General features: G+C 56.2%; 1 pseudogene. It reads left to right on the forward strand.

Annotation, left to right across the window (positions count from 1 at the left end):
* Positions 1-329: pseudogene (locus EN852_RS41935) on the forward strand (hypothetical protein); the annotation flags it as partial.

Raw genomic sequence — 329 nt, forward strand, 5'->3', positions numbered from 1 at the left:
CCGCATTCGGCTTGGTGCCGCTCAAAGCGGGTTGAGCGAGCAACCCATCGACCAAATTGAGTCGGCCGCACGTCCCATCACCGACCGCGAGGCGCACTCCCTTGCCCAGAAGGTACACGATGAATGGCTTGCAAAATTCTATGACAACCCCAGCGAACAGTTGCACTGGCTTCCTGACTACTACGATGGCATGTGGACGGATTATCCTTTGCCTTCGACCGATCCAGTTCCGGGAGTAGAAGGGATCTCTGACCCTATCCCAGGAACGATGCCGATCGAGAACATCTTTTGGAAGTCGATGAGGGCCGGATGCATCAGCAGGGCCAAAG

The organism is Mesorhizobium sp. M2E.F.Ca.ET.209.01.1.1, from assembly GCF_004010375.2.
Lineage (GTDB): Bacteria > Pseudomonadota > Alphaproteobacteria > Rhizobiales > Rhizobiaceae > Mesorhizobium.